The sequence below is a fragment of the Colwellia sp. 5_MG-2023 genome, from assembly GCF_030547795.1.
Taxonomy (GTDB): Bacteria; Pseudomonadota; Gammaproteobacteria; order Enterobacterales; family Alteromonadaceae; genus Colwellia.
The window spans coordinates 1-22290 of the sequence record NZ_JAUOPW010000039.1 but is presented as its reverse complement, the minus strand read 5'-3'; the positions used below and the strand labels follow the sequence as shown (position 1 = coordinate 22290).

General features: G+C 36.2%; 15 protein-coding genes. 5 read left to right on the top strand and 10 right to left on the bottom strand.

The genetic code is table 11. From position 1 onward, the window contains the following. Positions 1-1304: 1304 nt before the first annotated feature. Positions 1305-2339: a Glu/Leu/Phe/Val dehydrogenase gene (locus Q4496_RS17065; RefSeq protein WP_215972557.1), complete on the top strand. Its 1035-nt coding sequence runs from the start codon at positions 1305-1307 to the stop codon at positions 2337-2339. 55 nt (positions 2340-2394) lie between these two features. On the opposite strand, the gene Q4496_RS17060 is transcribed toward Q4496_RS17065, so the two are convergent. The 10 genes from Q4496_RS17060 to rimP all read right to left on the bottom strand — a co-directional run bounded on the left by Q4496_RS17060 (position 2395) and on the right by rimP (position 16550). Next, positions 2395-4092, bottom strand: a complete 1698-nt coding sequence (locus Q4496_RS17060) for a SufS family cysteine desulfurase (protein WP_303610895.1) — start codon at positions 4090-4092, stop codon at positions 2395-2397. A gap of 429 nt (positions 4093-4521) precedes the next feature. Next, the gene (locus Q4496_RS17055) at positions 4522-6057 is read right to left on the bottom strand and encodes a hypothetical protein (RefSeq protein ID WP_303610894.1); all 1536 of its coding nucleotides are present in this window, start codon (positions 6055-6057) and stop codon (positions 4522-4524) included. Positions 6058-6098: 41 nt separating this feature from the next. Beyond that, positions 6099-7037: a lipoprotein NlpI gene (nlpI, locus tag Q4496_RS17050; protein ID WP_303610893.1), complete on the bottom strand. Its 939-nt coding sequence runs from the start codon at positions 7035-7037 to the stop codon at positions 6099-6101. A 135-nt stretch (positions 7038-7172) separates the two neighbouring features. Continuing rightward, on the bottom strand, positions 7173-9287 hold the full coding sequence (pnp, locus tag Q4496_RS17045) for a polyribonucleotide nucleotidyltransferase (protein ID WP_215972560.1): 2115 nt from the start codon (positions 9285-9287) through the stop codon (positions 7173-7175). 474 nt (positions 9288-9761) lie between these two features. Then, positions 9762-10031, bottom strand: a complete 270-nt coding sequence (gene rpsO, locus Q4496_RS17040; protein ID WP_215972561.1) for a 30S ribosomal protein S15 — start codon at positions 10029-10031, stop codon at positions 9762-9764. Between the two features lie 227 nt (positions 10032-10258). Beyond that, positions 10259-11206 carry a tRNA pseudouridine(55) synthase TruB gene (gene truB, locus Q4496_RS17035; protein WP_215972562.1) on the bottom strand — a complete coding sequence of 316 codons (948 nt, stop codon included), beginning with the start codon at positions 11204-11206 and terminating at the stop codon, positions 10259-10261. A gap of 3 nt (positions 11207-11209) precedes the next feature. Then, positions 11210-11632 (bottom strand): 30S ribosome-binding factor RbfA, encoded by a 423-nt coding sequence (gene rbfA, locus Q4496_RS17030; protein ID WP_215972563.1) that lies wholly within the window; start codon positions 11630-11632, stop codon positions 11210-11212. A 179-nt stretch (positions 11633-11811) separates the two neighbouring features. Then, the gene (infB, locus tag Q4496_RS17025; RefSeq protein ID WP_303603116.1) at positions 11812-14490 is read right to left on the bottom strand and encodes a translation initiation factor IF-2; all 2679 of its coding nucleotides are present in this window, start codon (positions 14488-14490) and stop codon (positions 11812-11814) included. A 23-nt stretch (positions 14491-14513) separates the two neighbouring features. Then, the gene (nusA, locus tag Q4496_RS17020; protein ID WP_215972565.1) at positions 14514-16010 is read right to left on the bottom strand and encodes a transcription termination factor NusA; all 1497 of its coding nucleotides are present in this window, start codon (positions 16008-16010) and stop codon (positions 14514-14516) included. Positions 16011-16094: 84 nt separating this feature from the next. Continuing rightward, complete coding sequence (gene rimP / locus Q4496_RS17015) at positions 16095-16550, bottom strand: ribosome maturation factor RimP (RefSeq protein WP_215972566.1); 456 nt, start codon at positions 16548-16550, stop codon at positions 16095-16097. A 525-nt stretch (positions 16551-17075) separates the two neighbouring features. Here rimP and Q4496_RS17010 point away from each other — a divergent pair. The 4 genes from Q4496_RS17010 to rsxC all read left to right on the top strand — a co-directional run. Next, a complete protein-coding gene (locus tag Q4496_RS17010; protein WP_303610892.1) occupies positions 17076-18989 on the top strand; it encodes an EAL domain-containing protein in 1914 nt (637 codons plus the stop codon). A 225-nt stretch (positions 18990-19214) separates the two neighbouring features. After that, entirely contained in the window at positions 19215-19796 is a 582-nt protein-coding gene (gene rsxA / locus Q4496_RS17005; protein ID WP_303610891.1) for an electron transport complex subunit RsxA, read from the top strand. Between the two features lie 15 nt (positions 19797-19811). Then, the gene (rsxB, locus tag Q4496_RS17000) at positions 19812-20366 is read left to right on the top strand and encodes an electron transport complex subunit RsxB (RefSeq protein WP_303610890.1); all 555 of its coding nucleotides are present in this window, start codon (positions 19812-19814) and stop codon (positions 20364-20366) included. Positions 20367-20374: 8 nt separating this feature from the next. Beyond that, positions 20375-22290 (top strand): electron transport complex subunit RsxC (gene rsxC / locus Q4496_RS16995; protein ID WP_303610889.1); only part of this gene is annotated, 1916 nt, incomplete at its 3' end.

The window sequence follows — 22290 nt, the reverse complement described above, 5'->3', positions numbered from 1 at the left end:
GGAATTGGTAGACGCGCTGGATTTAGGTTCCAGTATCGCAAGATGTGAGAGTTCAAGTCTCTTGACCCGTACCATTTGAAATTCTATTTATATACTCTTCTATAATTATATCCTTATAAACTTATATTTTTACGAAATAACTAGACGCGCTACTCTTGTTAGAAAAGTAGGCTCCAGTATTCCAAGATATGAGAGTTCAAGTCTCTTGACCCGTACCATTTGAAATTCTATTTATATACTCTTCTATAATTATATCCTTATAAACTTATCTTTTTACGAAATAACTAGACGCGCTACTCTTGTTAGAAAAGTAGGCTCCAGTATTCCAAGATGTGAGAGTTCAAGTCTCTTGACCCGTACCATTTGAAATTCTATTTATATACTCTTCTATAATTATATCCTTATAAATTTATATTTTTACGAAATAACTAGACGCGCTACTCTTGTTAGAAAAGTAGGCTCCAGTATTCCAAGATATGAGAGTTCAAGTCTCTTGACCCGTACCATTTGAAATTTATAACTTCCCTAGAAATACCAACAAAAAATCACTATTACATATCAATTAGATTCTACTTTCTACTTACAACATAAATCATGTGTATTTAGGGGAATAACTAGACGCGCTACTCTTGTTAGAAAACTAGGCTCCAGCATTCCAAGATGTGAGAGTTCAAGTCTCTTGACCCGTACCATTTGAAATTCTATTTATATACTCTTCTATAATTATATCCTTATAAACTTATATTTTTACGAAATAGCTAGACGCGCTACTCTTGTTAGAAAAGTAGGCTTCAGTATTCCAAGATATGAGAGTTCAAGTCTCTTGACCCGTACCATTTGAAGTATTATTAAATCACCATAAACTTATAATCCCTTAGCAATGCTCATAAAGCATAAATAAGGCGATTCCTATTATTTAAATGCAAGTTTCTAAGAAATAAAAGTGACATCTTCTTTTATATCTTTAGGTCACTAAACGTACACTCATTTTAAATAGCTTTATTAACTCCAAAATCGAAAGAAACAAACATGTCGTAATACAGTGTCATTAATTCATAAGCTTATTTTTTGTAAGATAAATAAACCAGAGTAACGCCGCAGTGTAATGCTTTAGCCAGAACAAGCGAGTAATAATTTTGTAGAACTGAGCTAATACTCTCCCTTGAAGCTTCTGTACCAATAAATGAACACTTTGACCTAAGAATATGCCAGACAATAAACTTGCCTCTACTAGTGCCTATAATTATGAAGTGATAGAGTTCGAACAGTTAAATATTCTTTCATAAATACAAGGAAATAGGTAAATGGCTTTTTTTGATCTAGCTGATTTTGATAACCATGAACAAGTTGTTTTTTGCAGTGATGATAATTCAGGGCTTAAGGCCATAATTGCTATTCACAATACTAATCTTGGCCCTGCAATCGGTGGTTGTAGAATGTGGGATTATGCTAATGATGAAGAAGCACTCGTGGATGTTTTACGCTTATCTAAAGGTATGACGTACAAAAATGCCATGGCAGGCTTAAAGATGGGTGGTGGTAAATCCGTTATTATTGGCGATGCTAAGTCATTAAAGTCAGAAGCACTTTTTAAAGCTTTTGGTGAAGCATTAAATAGATTAAACGGCCGTTACTTAAGTGCCGAAGATGTCAATATAACGACAAAAGATATTGCTATGACCAATACAGTGACACCTTTTGTAACAGGGACCGAAGGAAAAAGTGGTAATCCTTCTCCTTTTACCGCCTTAGGCACGTTTTTAGGTATTAAAGCTTGTGTTAAACATAAGTTTAACCGTGACGATTTAAATGGGCTTAAAGTTGCTGTACAGGGCTTAGGAAGTGTTGGATATGGTTTATGTGAGCATTTACATCAAGCAGGTGCAAAACTTATTGTCACTGATATCAATCAAGATGCATTAAATAAAGCCGCCAGTGAGCTTGATGCCACGGTAGTGAGTTTAACTGAAATATATGACCAAGATGTTGATGTTTATGCGCCATGTGCACTGGGTGCTAGCATTAATGATGACACCATTAAACGTATAAAAGCCAAAATAATCGCCGGTTGTGCTAACAACCAACTTGCTGAACCACGCCATGATCAAGCATTAGTTGATCACGGTATTTTATATGCACCTGATTATGTTATAAATGCCGGCGGCATAATCAATGTTTCCTTTGAAGAAAACTATAGTATTGAAAGAGCCACTAAAAAGGTAGAGGAAATTTATTCCACCTTACTTGATGTTTTTAATAAAGCCGACAAGCAAAATAAACCTACAGGTTTAATTGCAGACGAAATGGCACGCGAAATCATTAAAAATGGTGGTAAATAACACGTTTAAACACAACTTTTCAGTAGTTACTAAGACAGAACAATTAAAACAGTAACTACTGAGTAAGTGTTTTTATTTTATCTACTATGGCTAATACACCATTCCCCCGAGAAGGACTTAAATGCTGTAGTAAACCTAGACTTTCAAAGAATTCTTCAATATCAAAAGTTTTTATTTCTAATGCTGATTTATCGTTAAAAGCGGAAAGTACAATAACTAATAAACCTCGAATTATTTTAGCGTCACTATCGGCTTGAAAACTGAATAAACCTTGTGAATTTTTATTAGCAATAAGCCAAGCTAAGCTTTCACAACCACTAATTAAACTTTGCTCATTTCTCAAGCTTTTATCCATACGTTGTAGTGTTTTTCCTAGCAACATAATTTCACGATGGCGAGAATCCCAGCTTTTTATTGTTGAAAATTTATTTTTTATTTCAGTACTTTGAGTACTTTGAGTATGCTGAATCAAAGGTTTTTTCTGATATTCTTCAACTAAAACGTTTTGTTTTTCTTGATAGATCACTTTAATTAATGTCTTAATAAAGTAATCTATTTCATCAAAAGTATTATACGCGGCCAGCGATACCCGTAAACAACCTGAAACATGTAAATATTCCATTAATGGCATTGCACAGTGATGTCCACTACGAATAGCAACACCATAACTGTCAAGACTTGTGGCTATGTCATGGTTATGCTGTCCTTCAACCGTAAAAGCGATAACAGGAATATCAGGAGCATTTTCAACAATGAACTTAACGCTGGGCACTTGTTTTAATGCTTGATAGCAATACTGAGCTAATTGCTGTTCATATTTAGTGATGTCATCATGATTGAATTGATTAATAAAATGAATAGCTTCTGCAAAAGCCACAACACCGGCGATATTTGGCGTCCCCGCTTCAAACTTAAATGGCAGTGAATTAAAAGTAGTTGGTTTATCTAAACTCACGCTTTTGATCATTTCACCGCCTGACTGATAGGGTGGCATCATCTCTAGCAAAGCTTCTTTACCATAAAGTACTCCCACACCTGTAGGACCATACATTTTATGCGCAGAAAAAACATAAAAATCACAATTTAATTCTTGTACATCAATGGGAAAATGAGCAATGGCTTGTGCTCCATCTATAACCGTAATAGCACCAACAGTTTTTGCTTTTGTTATCATATCCGCTATTGGGTTTATTTTACCAATAACGTTAGAAACATGTGCACAACAAACAATTTTCGTTTGTTTCGTTAACAATTTATCAAATTTATTAAGATCTACCCTACCTGCAGCATCAAGCGATAAAACCTTTATTGATGCGCCTGTTTGCTCAGCAATTATTTGCCAAGGTACAATATTCGCGTGATGTTCACTCACAGCTAAAATTATTTCATCACCTAAACCAAGTACTTTTCTGCCTAAACTCGATGCTAGTAAGTTAATACTTTCAGTTGTACCTTTTGTCCAAATAACTTCTTTATTACTTTTGGCATTAATAAAGGTCTTAACCGTTTCTCTCGCTTGTTCAAACGCCAGAGTTGCCTTCGCACTCAACTTATGTGAGGCACGATGTACATTAGCATTTATATTTTGATAAAAAGCAGGAAGACACTCAATCACTGTATTAGGTTTTTGCGTTGTTGCGCCATTATCAAAATAAATAATTGATGGGTGTGATTCACCTTCCGAGTTTATGTGTTTATTCGTATAAATAAGAGGAAAGTGTTGGCGAAACTGCTCGGGCTCAAAATTTTTCATTGCTAGGTTTCTGCCTCTAAAAGCAATCAGATAATAATTTTGTCATGATTATACCTTATCTTATCGACGACAAAAGTTAATTTTCACAGGCTATTTATGCATTAGTAATATATAATGCCGGCATATTGATAGGGCTGTACGGAGAAATGTATGACGATATATTCGTGGTTTTTAAGGATGAAGAAAAAACCAATAAAAAAAAATCTAAACGATGACTTGTTCAATACGGCTTCATCCGCTAGCAATATACAAAATTATACTATGTGGCCTACTGCAACAATAAAAAAAAATATAGAGGTAGTTCCCTCTAAACACAGTGATACTCTCGACAGTACTACAGTTGAAAATAATATAACGAAATTATCTATAAAGCCGATAGTAACTCCGCTTAAGTAATAGCCTAAAAACTAAGTAAATAGTCGGTTTATCTTAAAACTCACCTTTTTTCTCAACATTATCACTCCAAATTTTTGCCTTTTCCATCCAATAATGAGCTTGTTCAATAAACTTATTATTTGTTGCTGATTGGTTAAAATAAGCTAATGCAATATTATAATGAAAGCTAGGCATTCTATATTCCATTAACTTTTCTTGTAAGAGTTTTCGATAAATTTCAGGGAAGTTTAGTGCAAAGTATTGTAATTTAGTTCGCTGAGAAACGCTCTTAAATGCGCTAAAGTTATTATAGCTCGCTAATGAGTTATCGCATGTTTTAGCATGAAATACGCCGATTTGATGAGAAAATTCTTTTGGGGTTCCAAGCTGCCAAAGCTCCTCGCCAGTTACTCCTACAACCTCTTGTAAAATAGGTGTGTTATCATTAATGTATTCCCCCCATGCTAACTGCTTTAATACCTTAACGCGAACCGCCTTTCGATCCCCCAGATAACGATTATTTAAGACGGAAATATTTTGTGAAAATATCTCTTGTTGTGGTTGCTGACATATACTATGTTTAGGTGTCAAAGCGTATTCGTCAACAAACCCCAATAAATGACTTATTTCATGCGCAAAGACGTCGACACTATCTTGTGCATCAAAATATAGCATGCCCAAATGAACATTAGCTCCACCTTTTGGTAGCATTAACCCCACATAACGCGTATTAACAGTTTTAGCAGTTAACTCCCATTGTATTTCGTTACAAGTAATAGCCCTTTTAGGATTATTATTACAATCAAGTTCATTTATTGGTATATAACGAATTGGTGTAAAACAAACAGCATGACTTAAGCTTTGCTCTTTAAAAGTGGTAATGATTTTTTCAAGCCGTTTTAAGTGTTTTAAATTAGTCGCAAACAATTGAATACTATTATCGCAACTGGGAGATAATATTTTTACATGGCTAGTTGGCGAAACGCTAAATAATACTTGATATCGATAAATATCAGCCAGTAATAGCTGTCCCGCTTCAGTTTTTTGTAACAGCGCCATATACTGCTCAATTAACTTATTAACAATAGCTACATTCCCTAAGTTAATCGCGATATTAATTTTCAAAACAATCGCACTTACCTTTAAGTTGGTTAGCTCCTCAATAGGTACTAACGTAATGATTTGCGTTGCCATCGCTAATTTATCGCGTTGAAAATAGTATTGCGCTAATGCTATTGAGGCCTTGGAATATTGAAGTCTAATGGCATTTTCATACCAAAATATCATTTTTTTAGGCTCAGGATCTGGTTTGGTTTGATAATAAACGGCAAGCTGATAAGCCGCTTCACCTTGGGTTTTAGCTACCTCTTTTCCATAATAAAGCCATTGTTCACTATGCAATATTGCGTTTTTCCACATAAAATTTAGTGCTGAAAAATTATTATGTGCAATAGCAAAATTTAATTGAGACTCAGTATGTTCATTTTTAATAATAATTTTGGTCAAATAATCATTTAAAAAAAATGAGCTAGTCGATAAGCCACTTAGCAGCATTATCAACAAGCCCATCATAATTTTTTTGATTATCATTTATCAATTCAATTTATTAGATTGTCTACATTCAGATCATTTTACAATTCATCTTCTTCTACTGCTGTTGAATTTGCAGAGCGCATCAAGTCTAATTCAAGCTTGGCATAACGGTGCTCAACAAACTCATAAACATTAGTGCTTAACGATAGTTTAAAAAAGTTAGCGGCAGCACCATCAAAGCCCATAATTTGATTATATTTCCCCAAGTAAAAGTAAGCTTCACATAACCTATCAGTTAACGCTTTATTTGATTGAATATTCCTTGTTAATTCACTCACGAACTGCGCTTGACTAATGTCACCTAAATATAAATGAATGACTTGTTTAGCCCATGTTCTATCATCAACTAAGCTTGATCTTTCTCTTAACATTGATTTTGCTGATACAGGATCTACATTATGCTCAGCTAAATATAACCACAACAACCGATAAGGGTCATCATTTTGTTGATAATGAAAATCAGTAAAGTCTTGCGCAGCTAAACTAGGTCTACCACCATAATAAAGCGCAATACCACGGTTTAAATGTGCATATTCATGTTCAGGTGCCAGCTCTAACACAGAATCAAACTGTTCATAGGCTTGAGAAAACTCTCTTAACTGAGTGAAGTGTATGCCCAAAAAGTTATAAGCGTCGATCAAGTTAGGCTTTAGTTGTAAAGCCTGAGAAAAATCCAATCGTGCTAAAGAGCGCAAACCTACACTATCGAATAATACACCGCGATCATAATGAATTTGTGCTTTTTGTTCATCTGTAATTTTTACACGGTTAAGCACCTCAGATAAACGAGCAATAGCAATTTCACTTTTAAAATTGATGGCCAAAGGCTCTGCAATTACCAATTGATTTATCGAAGAGGAGTTCAGGGAATTATTAGCGTTACCTAATGATGAACACCCTTGGGTAAGTAATACCATGCAACTAACAATAGCCAATATTAATAGTTTGGACTTGAATTCAGTAAAGGATAAATTCACTAATTTGCCTTAGAAATAGAAATTAAATTATCGCGTGATTATGATTGTACTTGATTTAGAAACAAAAAAGGAGCCAAAAGGCTCCTTTTTAATAGACTAAATTGTAAGTGAAATAGTCTAAGTTAATAAATAGAATTACTCAGCAGCAGGAGTTTCTTCTGCTGGTTTTTCCATTGCTTCTTTAATACTTAAACGTACGCGACCTTGACGATCAACTTCTAGTACTTTAACTTTCACTTCTTGACCTTCAGATAATACATCACTTACGTTACTAACACGCTCTTCTGAGATTTGTGAAATATGTACTAAACCATCTTTACCTGGTAAAACATTAACAAACGCACCAAAATCAACGATTCGTACAACTTTACCCGTATACAGTGTACCTACTTCGATTTCAGCAGTTAACGCTTTAATGCGGTTAATAGCATCATCTGCTTGCTCACCAGAAGTAGCAGCAATTTTCACAGTACCATCATCATCAATTTCGATTGTAGTGCCTGTTTCTTCTGTAAGTTGACGAATAGTTGCGCCACCTTTACCGATAATGTCACGAATTTTATCTTGGCTTACTTTAATTGTATGAATACGTGGTGCAAATTCAGAAATTTCATTTCTGTGTCCAGCAATTGCTTCATCCATTACTGCTAAAATATGAGTACGTGCCGCTTTTGCTTGATTTAATGCAATTTGCATAATTTCTTGCGTGATACCTTCAATTTTGATATCCATTTGTAAAGCAGTAATACCGCCTGTAGTACCAGCAACTTTAAAGTCCATATCACCTAAGTGATCTTCATCACCTAAAATATCAGAAAGAACAACAAATTTTTCGCCTTCTTTAACTAGACCCATTGCAATACCGGCAACAGAAGCTTTAATTGGTACACCAGCATCCATAAGCGCAAGTGAAGTACCACAAACAGAAGCCATTGAAGATGAACCGTTAGACTCTGTAATTTCAGAAACAACACGTACAGCGTACGGGAATTCTTCAATAGTAGGCATTACCGCTAACATGCCACGTTTTGCTAAACGACCATGGCCAATTTCACGACGCTTAGGTGAACCAACAAAACCAGTTTCACCAACACAGTATGGAGGGAAGTTATAATGAAGCATAAATGCATCAGTCTTTTCACCTAAAATACTATCAATACGTTGTGCATCACGTTGAGTACCTAAAGTAGCAGTAACTAAAGCTTGAGTTTCACCACGAGTAAATACAGCAGAGCCATGAGTACGTGGTAATACGCCAGTCATTACATCTAAAGCACGAATAGATTCAGGATCACGACCATCAATACGAGGGTTGCCATCAGTAATGCGACCACGTACTACAGTTTTTTCTAAGTCATGGAATAAATCTTTAGCTTCTTGTACATCAAGCTCTTCATCAGCAGCGAGTAATTGTTCAACGACATCATTGCGTATTTCAGCAATTTTTTCATAACGAACTGCTTTTTCTGTTATTTGGTACGCTTCATTAAGTTGCGCTTCACTTAACTCAGCAATTTTTGCAACTAACTCAGCATTTTTAACAGGAGCTACCCATTCCCATGAAGGAGTGTTTACTTCTGTTTTAAATTCTTTAATAGCAGAAATTGCTACTTGCATTTGCTCATGGCCATAGACAACAGCCCCAAGCATTACTTCTTCTGATAATACGTCAGCTTCAGATTCAACCATTAATACCGCTGAGTCTGTACCTGAAACAACTAAGTCTAATTGACTTGTAGGTAATTCAGACTGTAATGGGTTAAGAATGTATTGACCATCAGTATAACCAACACGTGCCGCACCAACAGGACCACTAAATGGAACGCCTGCAATAGCTAAGGCTGCAGAAGTACCAATTAATGAAATAATATCAGGAGCTATTTCTGGGTTAACTGAAACAACAGTAATTATGACTTGTACTTCGTTAGTAAAACCTTCAGGAAATAATGGACGAATAGGACGGTCAATTAAACGTGCTATTAATGTTTCTTCTTCTGAAGGGCGACCTTCACGTTTGAAGAAACTACCAGGGATTTTACCTGCAGCATAAGTACGTTCTTGATAATTTACTGTTAAAGGGAAAAAATCTTGGCCTGCTTTAGCTTCTTTTTTTGCAACAACAGATACAAGAACACACGTATCATCCATGCTAGCCATAACAGCAGCTGATGCTTGACGAGCGATGTTACCTGTTTCTAATGTTACTGTATGTTTACCGAATTGAAATTTTTTAGTTACTGGATTGAACATTTACTATGTTTCCTTAATTTTTTTGTACGTTTTACTTTAGCAATAAAGCAGCATAACGCATTGATTATCTTAATCAATCTGTACAATTATTTATTCACTTAGGCGCTAAATTGCGGTCAAGTTGAACAAAAAATTATACAGTTTGATTGATTATTTTCTTGATAGTTACTATTCAAATTTATCATAAAACTTAAACAGCGAACAAATCAAGCAGGCATATTATACTGACCTGAGCACTATTTGCTAGTAAGAATAGTGGGTTAATCTTGTTTGATTTTTAAAAAGGTATTTTCTTGATGAAAAACAATGAAGCTAATAGAAAGGTTTACATCCTAATAGCGTACTCAAAGAGAATGAGCTAAGTAAGTGCGATATAGAAGTTAAGCTGTTGATATATAAAATATTTATTAGAATTTAAAATACAAAAAAGGAGCTAAAAAGCTCCTTTTTAAATAATCAGTATAAAACTAACTATTAACGACGTAGACCTAATTTACCAATTAAAGCAGTATAACGTTCAACGTTTTTGCCTTTTAAGTAATCAAGTAATTTACGACGTTGTGCAACCATACGTAATAAACCACGACGTGAATGATGATCATGGATGTGCTCTTTGAAGTGACCTTGTAAGTGGTTGATTTGTGTAGTTAACAAAGCAACTTGTACTTCTGGTGAACCTGTATCACCTTCTTGTTGAGCATATTCAGCAACAATAGCTGCTTTTTGTGTAGCATTTAAAGACATAATAAATCCTTAGTGTGGAACTCATTATTACCTATAAGAAAAGCCTATAGATAAAGAGTTAAAATACTACCTAAGCCAAACACTAATTCAGCCGAGGTAACAAAAGAGCGCGTATTCTAGCAGCCAATCAATAAATTGCAAGCAGTAAAGTGTGCTAATTAATGGTTACCCTAAAGAATTAGCGGTATTCATTATAATTAGCACCTTTTGGGCTAGCATAAATGTTTTTAAATAACGACTATACGCTTTGGTGCTAACAAGCCATCATCATCGATGAAACCTACTCCAATAAACTCTGCATCAGCATCATTCTCATCATCACCAATATAAACTTGTACCGTACCATCACTTGGTGCATTAAAAGCTTGAACAGGATTACCATGTCGTAAGAAATTAGCTGACATATCATCAACATAAACACAATGCATACCATCTACAGCACTGTTCATAGGTAGCAATAGTGGATCGAGCACTTGTGAAGGTGTTATTTCATCAGCGATGGCTTTTTCAAGTAATGCTTCAAGTTCAGGTAAAGTAACCATTTTTTCTATAGGATAATTACCGACAGCAGAACGTCTAAGGTGTGCAACATGTGCTCCACAGCCTAATAACTCACCTAAATCATCAACAATCGTTCTAATATAAGTCCCTTTTGATACATGAATATTCAATTCAACTTCATCATGCTCAAAACGTAATAACTCAAGATTAAAAACAGTAATATCACGAGCTTCTCTTGGCACTTCAATACCTTCACGTGCATATTTATACAAAGGCTGACCTTGATACTTAAGTGCAGAATACATAGAAGGTACCTGTTTCGTTGTACCACGAAAAGTATCTAGCGCTTCCTTAAGCTGCTCAGCAGAAACATTTACTGCTTTTTCACTCACAACTTCACCACCAGCGTCACTGGTAGTAGTACGAATACCTAACTTAGCTGTTACTTGGTAAGTTTTATCTGTATCTAATAAAAACTGAGAAAACTTAGTCCCTTCACCCAAACATATTGGTAACATACCTGTTGCAAGTGGATCTAATGCTCCGGTGTGCCCTGCTTTTTGAGCGAAGTAAATTCGTTTAACCGCCTGTAAGGCATGATTAGACGACATTTCATAAGGTTTATCTAATAGTAAAACGCCATTAATAGGGCGTCCTTTTCTACGCTTTGCCATGCTTTAGTCACTCTTTTCACTATCATCTATGTTGTCATCAACCTGGCTATCATTAGCAACAGTGCCATGACTATCGCTAGCAACCGCTTGATCAACCAAGGCACTCATACGAACACCTTCGCTCATTGAGCTATCATAGACAAAACGTAAATGTGGCATAATACGTGCGCGCAAACGTTTACCTAATAATGAACGAATATAACCTTCAGCTTCAGCCAACACTTCAAGTGATGTTTTAATATCTTCGGCATTATCATTAAAAAAAGTAACAAATACTTTTGCGTACGCTAAATCGCGTGTGACTTCAACCGCAGATACTGTAGTCATACTCAAACGCGGATCTTTAATTTCGCGCATTAATATTACTGCAATTTCTTTTTGGATTTGCTGACCAACACGGTCAGTACGGGCATATTCTCTAGCCATAACATTTCTCTTTTAACTAAAACAAAAAAGGGACATCAGCCCCTTTTTATTATTGTTGTGAAGCATTTAACTATGAGCTCAAAACGAGTAGTTTCAAATATATAGCAGAAACACTACACTAATATGACTTAATCAGTGTTTCCGTTACTGTCATTGACCCTACAAGGAAAGAGATATAATTATAATGATCTCTTAACTTCTACAGTTTCAAATACTTCAATCTGATCGCCTACGCGTACATCGTTGTAGTTCTTAACACCGATACCACATTCAGTACCATTACGAACTTCTTGAACATCGTCTTTAAAGCGACGTAATGATTCAAGTTCACCTTCGTAAATAACTACGTTTTCACGTAATACACGAATTGGCGCACTACGTTTAATTGTACCTTCAGTAACCATACAACCGGCAATAGCACCAATTTTAGGAGACTTAAATACATCACGTACCTGAGCAAGACCAATGATTTCTTGTTTGAATTCAGGAGCAAGCATACCACTCATGGCTTGCTTAACTTCATCAATCAATGAATAGATAACACTGTAGTAACGTAAATCAATATTTTCTGTTTCAATAACTTTACGAGCTGAAGCATCAGCACGAACATTAAAACCAACAACAATCGCATTTGACGCCGCTGCTAATGTTGCATCTGTTTCAGTAATAGCACCAACACCTGAACCAATAATTTTAACTTTTACTTCGTCAGTTGATAACTTAGTTAATGATTCACTGATTGCTTCAAGTGAACCTTGAACGTCAGACTTAATAACAACATTAACTTCAGAAATTTCACCTTCAGCCATGCTGGCAAACATATTTTCAAGTTTCGCTTTCTGTTGACGTGCTAACTTCACATCGCGGAATTTACCTTGACGATATAAAGCAACTTCTCTCGCTTTTTTCTCATCTTTAACAACAGTAGCTTCATCACCAGATTGTGGTACACCACTTAAACCAAGTATTTCTACGGGTATTGATGGACCTGCTGATTGAATACTGCGGCCATTTTCATCACGCATAGCACGAACTCGGCCATATTCTAATCCACAAAGAACGATATCACCTTGGTTTAATGTACCTTCTTGAATAAGTATTGTCGCTACTGGGCCGCGACCTTTATCAAGTTTAGATTCAACTACAACACCATTTGCCATTTTATCAACAACAGCTGTAAGTTCTAATACTTCAGATTGCAATAATATCGCATCAAGAAGTTCGTCAATACCTAAGCCTGTTTTCGCTGAAACATGACAGAATTGAACATCACCGCCCCACTCTTCAGAAAGTACATCATGTTGTGATAATTCACTTTTAACACGATCTGGATCAGCACCTTCTTTATCCATTTTGTTAACGGCAATAATAATTGGCGCTTCAGAAGCTTTCGCATGTTGAATTGCTTCAATCGTTTGCGGCATAACACCATCATCCGCAGCAACAACAATAATAACGATATCAGTTGCTTTAGCACCACGAGAACGCATTGCAGTAAAGGCAGCATGACCCGGAGTATCTAAGAACGTAATCATACCATGACCAGTTTCTACATGATAAGCACCGATATGTTGCGTAATACCACCAGCTTCACCTGCTGCTACTTTCGCTTCACGAATGTGATCAAGTAATGATGTTTTACCATGGTCAACATGCCCCATGATAGTTACTACTGGCGCACGTGTAATCTCTTCACCTGTATGCGCACGATCGGCTAATACAGCTTCTTCTAACGCATTCTCTTTAACAAGAACAACATCAAAACCCATTTCTTCGGCAACTAATGCTGCTGTTTCTTGGTCAATTACTTGGTTTATTGTTGCCATCGCACCCATTTTAAACATGGCTTTAACAACTTCAGCACCTTTTTTCGCCATTTTGTTAGCTAATTCAGCAACTGAAATAGTTTCACCAATACGTATATCTTGTACTTTAGTTTCAACTGGCTTAGTAAAACCATGCTTCAAACTTTGAGGTGCAGATAATGTTGCTTTACGACCTTTACCTGTACGAGCACCACGAGCATTTCTATCTGGAGCCGCTTTTTTCTTCTTACGACGACGACCAGCGCCTTCATCAGCAGCATCAACTTTATCTTCAGCTTCTTGAGCGTAAACAGAAGAAGTTACATGAACAACCTCTTTTTCTTTGGCTTTACGTTCTTCTTCCTGTGCTTTCCAGCGAGCTTCATTTTCTTCTGCTAACTTTCTAGCCGCTTCCGCAGCTTCTTTTGCTTCAGCTTCAATTTTAGCCGCAGCTTCTTTTTCTTGAATCAATCGAAGCTGTTTAGCTTCTTCTGTTTCTTCAACTTTAGCAACCGGTGGTTTCTCAGGGTTTTTAGCCTTTTCAGCTGCTGCTTGTTTAGCTTTTTCTGCCGCTTCAGCTTTCGCTGCAGCCTTACGCTCAGCCTCAGCTTCTGCTTTTGCTAACGCTACTGCACGAGCATTTTCAGCTTCTTTTGCCGCTAATTCAGCTTTTGCTTTAGCTTCAGCTTCCGCTTTTGCTGCAATTTCAGCTTCTTCTTTTGCCGCCGCTTCCGCTAACTCTTGTTCTTCAATTTCGCTACGTTTAACATAGGTACGTTTTTTACGTACTTCTACATTAACTGATTTAGCTTTACTGCCGTGTCCCATAGTCAAGGTAGACTTAGTTTTACGATTTAGCGTTAATTTATTCGGTTTTGCTTCAGACTCATCACCATGTTGCTTTTTTAAGTAACCTAATAATGATTCTTTTTCATCTTGCGAAATCACATCATTTTCCGATTTCGATACGCCAGAATCAGCCAACTGGCTTACTAGACGCTCCACCGGTGTACCAATTTCTTTGGCAAGTTCTGCTACAGTTATATCTGCCATTTACACTATTCTCCCGGTGTTATTTATTCTTCGTTAAACCAACAAATATTACGTGCAGCCATTATTAGCTCACCCGCTTTGGTTTCAGTTAATTCTTCTATATCGCTAATTTCATCAATACCTTGTTCAGCTAAGTCTTCGAGTGTACAAATACCTCTACTTGCTAATACAAAAGCTAAATGACGTTCTAAACCTTCTAGAGCAAGTAAGTCAGCGGCTGGCTCTGCACCTTCTAACGTTTCTTCACTTGCTAAGGCTTGTGTTGTTAGTGCTTCTTTAGCACGCTCACGAAGCTCTTCAATAATCTCTTCAGTTAACCCATCTATCTCTAACATTTCTGCTACAGGCACATAAGCTATTTCTTCTAATGAAGTAAAACCTTCATCAGATAGTAATGTGGCAAAGTCTTCATCTAAATCAAGTTTCTCAATAAACAAATTGAGTACTTTATCGTTTTCTGCCTGATGCTTCTCTTTCATGTCAGCAACAGTCATTACGTTAAGCTCCCAACCAGTTAATTGGCTTGCTAAACGAATATTTTGACCACTACGACCAATAGCCATCGCTAAGTTGCTTTCTTCAACAGCAATATCCATTGTGCCTTTGTCTTCATCAACAATAATTGAAGCAACTTCAGCTGGTGACATAGCGTTAATAACATATTGAGCAACGTTGTCATCGTACAAGACGATATCCACACGCTCGCCACCTAACTCACTTGAGACAGCCTGAACACGTGAACCACGCATACCGACACAAGCACCAACAGGGTCAATACGTTTATCGTTACTTTTCACAGCAATTTTAGCACGTGAACCAGGATCTCGAGCAGCGCCCTTAATTTCAAGCATTTCTTCGCCAATCTCTGGTACTTCAACACGGAAAAGTTCAATTAACATTTCCGGTTTGGTACGACTAACGAATAACTGTGCGCCGCGTGCTTCTGGTTTTATTTCATATAATAAACCACGTACTCTGTCACCTGGACGGAAGCTTTCACGTGGTAACATGTCGTCACGATAAATAATCGCTTCAGCATTATTTCCTAAATCTAAAATGACACTTTCACGACTAGATTTTTTAACAACACCTGTAACGAGCTCACCAACTTGTTCTTGGTAAGCTTCTACAATCAATGCGCGTTCTGCTTCACGGATTTTTTGCACAATAACTTGTTTAGCTGTTTGCGTAGTAACGCGATCAAATTTTACTGATTCAATTTGATCTTCAACATAATCACCAACTTTTAACTCAGGATCTTCATACTGAGCAGCTGCTAAACTAATTTCTGCATAAGGATTTTCCATCGCTTCATCGCTATCTTCAACGATTAACCAACGGCGGAATGTATCAAATTCACCTGAAATACGGTCAATAGCAACACGTACAACAATATCACCCTCATATTTTTTTTTGGTTGCTGTTTCTAAAGCGGTTTCCATCGCCTCAAAAATACTTTCTCTAGGTAATGCTTTTTCATTTGATACCGCATCAACAACCAGTAATATCTCTTTACTCATGCTCTTTTAGCCCTAATTTTTTAAGTAACTATTTATAAAAACAGCTACTTTATTAAACTTAAAATTCTTTATTTAATTTAGTTCTTATAAACGTGCGACAAGATTAGCTTTATCAACATTTTTAAAAACAAGCTCATAATCACTACCATCAACATCAAGTATCAAGGTGTCATCTTCTATCGCAACTAAAGTACCTTTAAACTTTCGGCGGCCATTTAATGGCATAGATAATTTAATGTTTACTGTTTCACCAATCACTGATTTAAAATGCGCCATGTCAAATAATGGTTTATCAATGCCTGGTGAAGAAACTTCTAAATTGTATTCACTACTTATTGGATCTTCGACATCTAAAATAGCGCCAACCTGACGACTTACTTCTGCGCAATCATCAACATCGATGCCATTTTCATGATCAATAAACAAACGTAAAACTGAATTATTACCTGCACTGATAAATTCAACACCCAGTAATTCTTTACCTGTTTCTTCCACGGCGGGACGAAGCATGTCAGTTAGTTTTTGTTCAAATTTAGCCAATATTTTTCTCCTGTTTTTTATTTAAGTACTACTTAAATAAAATTTAAGGTACAAAAAAAGGGCATATAGCCCAGCATGTTTTTGCTGTGTATTTTTGTTTTTAATACTAACGTTACCAATATAACTTAAGCACTAAAAACAAAAAAACCCCATAAAAGGGGCCTATATCACTGACCCCCATGTTCATATTTTAACAAGCGAGTGTAAAAAAGAACATCAGTAGCAAGAATAGAAATTATTTTCTTTCATAACAGTAAATAATTCTTCAGTGACATCTTGATACCTGTTAATTTTGCTTTAACAATAAAATTAACAGGTCAGATTATATAAGGGCGAGAGCATAAGCGCAAGCCTGATTAACAATTATAGTTAAAAATGCAGGTAAATTTACAGAAAAAATTAACATACGTATAACAATAAGTTAGTATAAATAAAATAATAGCGCTACAAAGCCATTTATCGTAATTTAATATTAACTAAGCAGGTTTTTATTTGCTGCTATTTTCTGGAGTAATTTAACTTAATATGTATACCTTTGCACAATTATTATTAAGAAATATTGGCTTAGCGCTAATTTTCATTATATCTATCAGCGCTGTTTCTATCATCATGCTCTCTTCTCTACTTGAAAGTAAAACCGATCAACATGCTCAAATGATTACGGCGTTTACTCAACAATTTGAGTTTACTAATAATGAACAACAAGCAGCCCAAAACCTTTCAACACAACTAACAAAAATATCAAATTACAATAGTTTAATTATTTCCAATTTAGCAGGTGACAAATTATCTGATTTTAGTAGTAACAATACAGGTTTCATGATTCCATTTGTTGCTCCTAAGATAAAACAAATAACATTAAGCCCTTTACCGATCACACTTCATTATCAGCTTAACTTTCAAAGTGAATCAACATTAGTATTAGTGTTTCTCATCATAGCTACCACTTTATCATTAGTATTAGTGGTTTTTGCTGTTGCAATGAGCACCAAACGCCATAAAGTAATGTTTGATATTATTAGTCAACAAATAAAAAATGATTTCGCTTTAATCAACAACAACTCTGTCGATGATGTGAAGAATATTGATTCAGACAGTAAAATGTTAGAAATACCTGAGTTAAAACAAGGTATCGCTGACATTAAATCTTTAATGGCTCAGCAATTAGAAAGCGTTTCTCATCTCGAACAAGCAGCCTATGTTGACCATTTAACAAAACTTGATAACCGCAGTCGTTTTGTTCAGTTTTATGAAAATCAAATAAGGCAAGATAGCCCTGTTAAATTTGGCGTTTTATCTATAACACGTTGCTCTGAATTACAAACAATTAACCAAATTCATGGGTATAAGGAAGGCGATAGTTATATCGCCCAGGTTGCTAATCTTCTTAAAAGAGCACTTTCACCTTATCCTGATGGAAAATTGTTTCGATTAAACAGCTCTGATTTTGCCTGCATATTACCTAATATAAAATTAAAAGAAGCTGAAAGCTTCACAACAGAGCTCACCGCTTTATTTAATGCTTATCAACTTTCTTCTGAGCTAGAGTCAGTTGCCTATACCGGCTTAGTTTCATTTGATAAATCTAAACCTTTAGGTGAGTTACTTGCCTTAGTAGATACTAGTGTTAGCATTGCGCAAACCCAAGCTCCAAATTCTTGGTATTCACAAACTGACACCGATCTATTGCAAAAAAATAGTGTCAACTATGGTAATCAAAATTGGCGACAAGAAATAGATAGTGTTATAGAGAACCGACGTATAACTCTTCTAGTACAGCCAATTCAACCAAGTGGTCGTAATAGTAGGGTATACGGGGAAATTTTAGCTCGCTTTCTGAATTCAAATGACGATATGTTGCCAACGTCGTCTTTTCTCGCTATGGCTGAGAAACTCGATAAGATGACAGCAATTGATAAACTTATTATCGAGACGACTATCAATGAAATTAACCAGAAAAATATGTATGAACATAGTTTTGGTATAAATCTAAGCGCACGTAGTATCTGCGATGAGCATTTTATCGTTTGGCTAGAACGTAGGTTATTGCGTGAAAGCAAAGTAGCACGACAATTAGTTTTTGAAATAACTGAATACGGTTTACAACAAAATATTAAAACAAGCAAACGCTTAATTGATATGCTACATCGCGTTGGCGCAAAAGTAACTGTTGAACGTTTTGGTGTTGGTTTAACATCGTTTAAGTTCTTTAGAGATTTAACACCTGACTATATCAAAATGGACAGTTCTTATACTCGTGATATTGATGATGATAAAAACAACCAATATTTCTTACGTTTAATGGTTGATTTAGCACATAGGCTAAGTATTAATGTCTTAGCAGAAAGTGTTGAAAGCCAAGAAGAAAAACATACCTTAGAAAAATTGTTAATTGATGGCTGTCAGGGTTTTTACATAGGAAAGCCTAAACCTTTATAATAACAGTACAATTTTATTTTTTAAGTAGCATTAATTCTACCTATACTATTAATGCTACTTAACTATCTGGTGTCGTTTATTAGAGAGTATTTCATCAGAAAAATAAAAATATAAAACAATATTGTAAATATCTATATCCCCATTGAGACTAGTGTTGTCATATACCTTAAAACAAAGGATAATGTAAATTATATGATAAAACTAACATCCTGATCTAAAAAGCAAATGACTGATTATATTCTGCTACTTATTGGCACGGTACTAGTGAATAACTTTGTATTAGTGCAATTCCTTGGTTTATGCCCTTTTATGGGCGTATCTTCTCGTACAGAGACAGCTATAGGTATGTCATTCGCTACTACTTTTGTAATGACGTTAGCGTCTCTGCTAAGTTATTTAGTTACCACCTATATTTTAGCGCCACTAAACCTTGAATACCTAACAACAATGAGTTTTATTTTGGTTATTGCTGTTGTTGTGCAATTTACTGAAGTGGTGGTACATAAAACAAGTACGAGTCTCTATCGACTATTAGGTATTTTTTTACCACTCATTACCACAAACTGTGCCGTGCTAGGTGTTGCTTTATTAAACCTAAGGTTAGAGCATAATTTCTTTGAGTCTATCATATATGGCTTCGGTGCTGCTGCTGGTTTTTCTTTAGTATTAGTCATGTTTTCAGCAATGAGAGAAAAATTAGTCAATGCTGATGTGCCTACTCCTTTTAAAGGCGCGGCAATAGCAATGATTACTGCCGGTTTAATGTCTTTAGCTTTCATGGGCTTCTCTGGCCTAATTAAGATGTAAGGTAATGACATATTAATGAATATTTTAATCGCTATACTGGTTTTAGGACTTATCGCCGCAATTTTTGGGGCTATTTTAGGTTACGCGTCTGTGCGCTTTCATGTTGAAGGTGACCCTATTGTTGAACAACTTGATGCGCTATTGCCACAAACACAATGTGGACAATGTGGTTATCCTGGCTGTAAACCTTATGCTGAAGCTGTTGCCAATGGCGAAGCTATAAATAAATGCGCCCCAGGTGGTGAAGATACCATAAAGAAAATTGCCGATTTACTTGGTGTTGATGTTGAACCGTTAGATGAAAACCATGAAGCCGATAAGGGCCCTACAGTTGCCTTTATTATTGAAGAAGATTGTATTGGTTGTACAAAATGCATTCAAGCCTGCCCTGTGGATGCTATTTTAGGAGCCGCGAAGCAAATGCACACTGTACTTGTTGACGAATGCACTGGCTGTGATTTATGCGTCGCTCCTTGTCCTGTTGATTGTATTGAAATGCGCCCTATTCCTGAAACTATACAAAACTGGCAATGGGACTTAAATAAAATTGCTGTAAAACAAATAGATTAGAAAATATTATGAACACTATAATCGAACGCATCAATCAGCACCATTTTTGGCACTTTCACGGTGGCATTCATCCTCCTGAGCAAAAAATACTAACCTCAAACAAGCCGATTAAACAGCTACCGTTACCGAAACAATTAATATTGCCGTTACAGCAACATATCGGTGGCCCAGGGGATTTATTAGTTAACGTTGGTGATAAAGTATTAAAGGGCCAGCCGCTAACAAAAAGCACTAACCCGATGACTGTACCAATACATGCTCCAACCAGTGGTATTATTAGTGATATAAAAAAATCAGTTATAGCGCACCCCTCAGCTCTAAGCGAACTTTGTATATTTATTGATGTTGATTTCGAAGATACTTGGCAACCACGCAATATTTGTCAGGATTTCACCAAACTAAGTCCACAACAAATAATTAGCAAGATTGCAGACGCTGGTATAGCGGGCATGGGCGGAGCTGGTTTTCCTACCCATATAAAAATTAACACCAAACCTGATATAAATTTTTTGATCATCAATGCTGCAGAATGTGAGCCTTATATCACCGCTGATGATTTATTAATGTGTGAACAAAGTGAAGCCATTGTTGACGGCATAAAGATTTTGGATCACTTACTTAAACCAACGCTTATATTAATTGGTATTGAAGATAATAAACCTAAAGCAATAAAAGCATTAGAGTATGCAACAAAAAATATTGATAACATTAGAGTTTGTGTACTCCCTACAAAATATCCTACGGGCGGCGAAAAACAGCTGATAAAAATATTAACGGGAAAAGAGATTAAAAGCGGTGCCTTACCAATTCATTCAGGAATTATTGTGCAAAATGTTGCTACATGTTTTGCCATTAGTGATGCTGTAATTAATGATATTCCACTAATTAGGCGTGTTGTTACTGTCACAGGTCAAGCACTTAGTAATCCCCAAAATGTTTGGGCACTACTTGGCACACCTGTTCGACATTTACTCGAGCAAACAGGATTTACGTCTGAAAGTTCAAGTTCAACTCCTCCAGTTATCATGGGTGGTCCATTAATGGGTTTCACCATATTAAATGAACTAGTACCTATTGTTAAAACGAGCAACTGCATTTTAGCGCCAAGTAAAAAAGAAATGCCGAGCGCCTTTGATAACAATTCAAATGAAGTGGAATGCATTCGCTGTGGTCAATGTGCAGAGGTATGTCCGAGTCAGTTATTACCTCAAGAAATGCAATGGAGTGCGAAAGCGAAAGATCACCCACAGCTACTCAAATTAAATTTATTTGATTGCATTGATTGTGGAGCCTGTGCTTATGTTTGTCCTAGCCAAATTCCATTAGTACAATATTATCGTGTTGCTAAGGCTGAAATTCGTCAGCAACAGCAACTTGATATAAAAGCAGAAAAAGCCAAAGTCCGGTTTGAAGCCCGAAAGCTCCGCTTAGAAAAAGAAAAAGCTGAACGAGAAGAGAAGCATAAAAAAGCGGCTGCTGCTCGTAAAGCTACTATGAATAAGAAAACCGCCGATGGTGGGACAGCAAGCTCAGCTGTTGCCGCAGCACTTGCTCGCGTAAAAGCTAAAAAACAAGCAATCGAAAGTAATAATGATGCACCTGGTACCGATACTGAAGAGCAAAATGATAAGTCACAAGTGCAAGCAGCAATTGCCAGAGCAAAAGCCAAAAAGCTGATGCAAAAAAAGAGTGAGCAAGAGAATACTTTAACTAGCTCAGATAACAGTCAGGTAGAACAAGTAACAAGCCAAGCTGATGATAAAAAAGCTCGGATTGCAGCTGCCGTTGCAAAAGCTAAAGCGAAAAAAAATAACGAACAAGAGAGTCCTTTACCTAACTCAGATAAAAGTCAGGTAGAACAAGTAACAAGCCAAGCTGATGATAAAAAAGCTCGGATTGCAGCTGCCGTTGCAAAAGCTAAAGC

What these genes read in the sequence shown, in the direction of transcription:
- Q4496_RS17065 (WP_215972557.1), top strand. Translation starts at nt 1,305, where the DNA reads ATGGCTTTTTTTGATCTAGCTGATTTTGATAACCATGAACAAGTTGTT.
- Q4496_RS17060 (WP_303610895.1), bottom strand. Translation starts at nt 4,092, where the DNA reads ATGAAAAATTTTGAGCCCGAGCAGTTTCGCCAACACTTTCCTCTTATT.
- Q4496_RS17055 (WP_303610894.1), bottom strand. Translation starts at nt 6,057, where the DNA reads ATGATAATCAAAAAAATTATGATGGGCTTGTTGATAATGCTGCTAAGT.
- pnp (WP_215972560.1), bottom strand. Translation starts at nt 9,287, where the DNA reads ATGTTCAATCCAGTAACTAAAAAATTTCAATTCGGTAAACATACAGTA.
- rpsO (WP_215972561.1), bottom strand. Translation starts at nt 10,031, where the DNA reads ATGTCTTTAAATGCTACACAAAAAGCAGCTATTGTTGCTGAATATGCT.
- truB (WP_215972562.1), bottom strand. Translation starts at nt 11,206, where the DNA reads ATGGCAAAGCGTAGAAAAGGACGCCCTATTAATGGCGTTTTACTATTA.
- rbfA (WP_215972563.1), bottom strand. Translation starts at nt 11,632, where the DNA reads ATGGCTAGAGAATATGCCCGTACTGACCGTGTTGGTCAGCAAATCCAA.
- infB (WP_303603116.1), bottom strand. Translation starts at nt 14,490, where the DNA reads ATGGCAGATATAACTGTAGCAGAACTTGCCAAAGAAATTGGTACACCG.
- nusA (WP_215972565.1), bottom strand. Translation starts at nt 16,010, where the DNA reads ATGAGTAAAGAGATATTACTGGTTGTTGATGCGGTATCAAATGAAAAA.
- Q4496_RS17010 (WP_303610892.1), top strand. Translation starts at nt 17,076, where the DNA reads ATGTATACCTTTGCACAATTATTATTAAGAAATATTGGCTTAGCGCTA.
- rsxA (WP_303610891.1), top strand. Translation starts at nt 19,215, where the DNA reads ATGACTGATTATATTCTGCTACTTATTGGCACGGTACTAGTGAATAAC.
- rsxB (WP_303610890.1), top strand. Translation starts at nt 19,812, where the DNA reads ATGAATATTTTAATCGCTATACTGGTTTTAGGACTTATCGCCGCAATT.